Raw genomic sequence first — 269 nt, 5'->3', positions numbered from 1 at the left:
ACAGGGCGTTGCGGGCGGCGGCGGGGCCGCAGTAGTAGAAGTTGGGCTGGGCTTCGTAGCGGACGTCGAGGTGCCGCTCGCCCTTGTTCTGGGTCTGGCTGGTGGGCTTGGCGTCGGCGGCGTAGGCGGTGGTGATGGGGCCGGCGATGGCGCCGCCGGTGACGGCGAGTCCGGCAGCGGTCAGAGCGGTCTTACGAATCAGATCGGTACGCATGATGGCGTGCTCCTCTGCAATGTCGGGGGCGACCCGCGTAACGCACCAATAGGGG

At 68.8% G+C, this 269-nt stretch carries 1 pseudogene; it reads right to left on the bottom strand.

From position 1 onward, the window contains the following. Positions 1–214, bottom strand: a pseudogene (locus ADK66_RS06380) (phytochelatin synthase); the annotation flags it as partial. Positions 215–269: the final 55 nt, after the last annotated feature.

It is taken from the genome of Micromonospora sp. NRRL B-16802, assembly GCF_001279555.1.
Taxonomy (GTDB): domain Bacteria; phylum Actinomycetota; class Actinomycetes; order Mycobacteriales; family Micromonosporaceae; genus Micromonospora; species Micromonospora profundi.
Note: the sequence above shows the minus strand (reverse complement) of the source record. Positions and strands in the feature narration are given on the sequence as shown.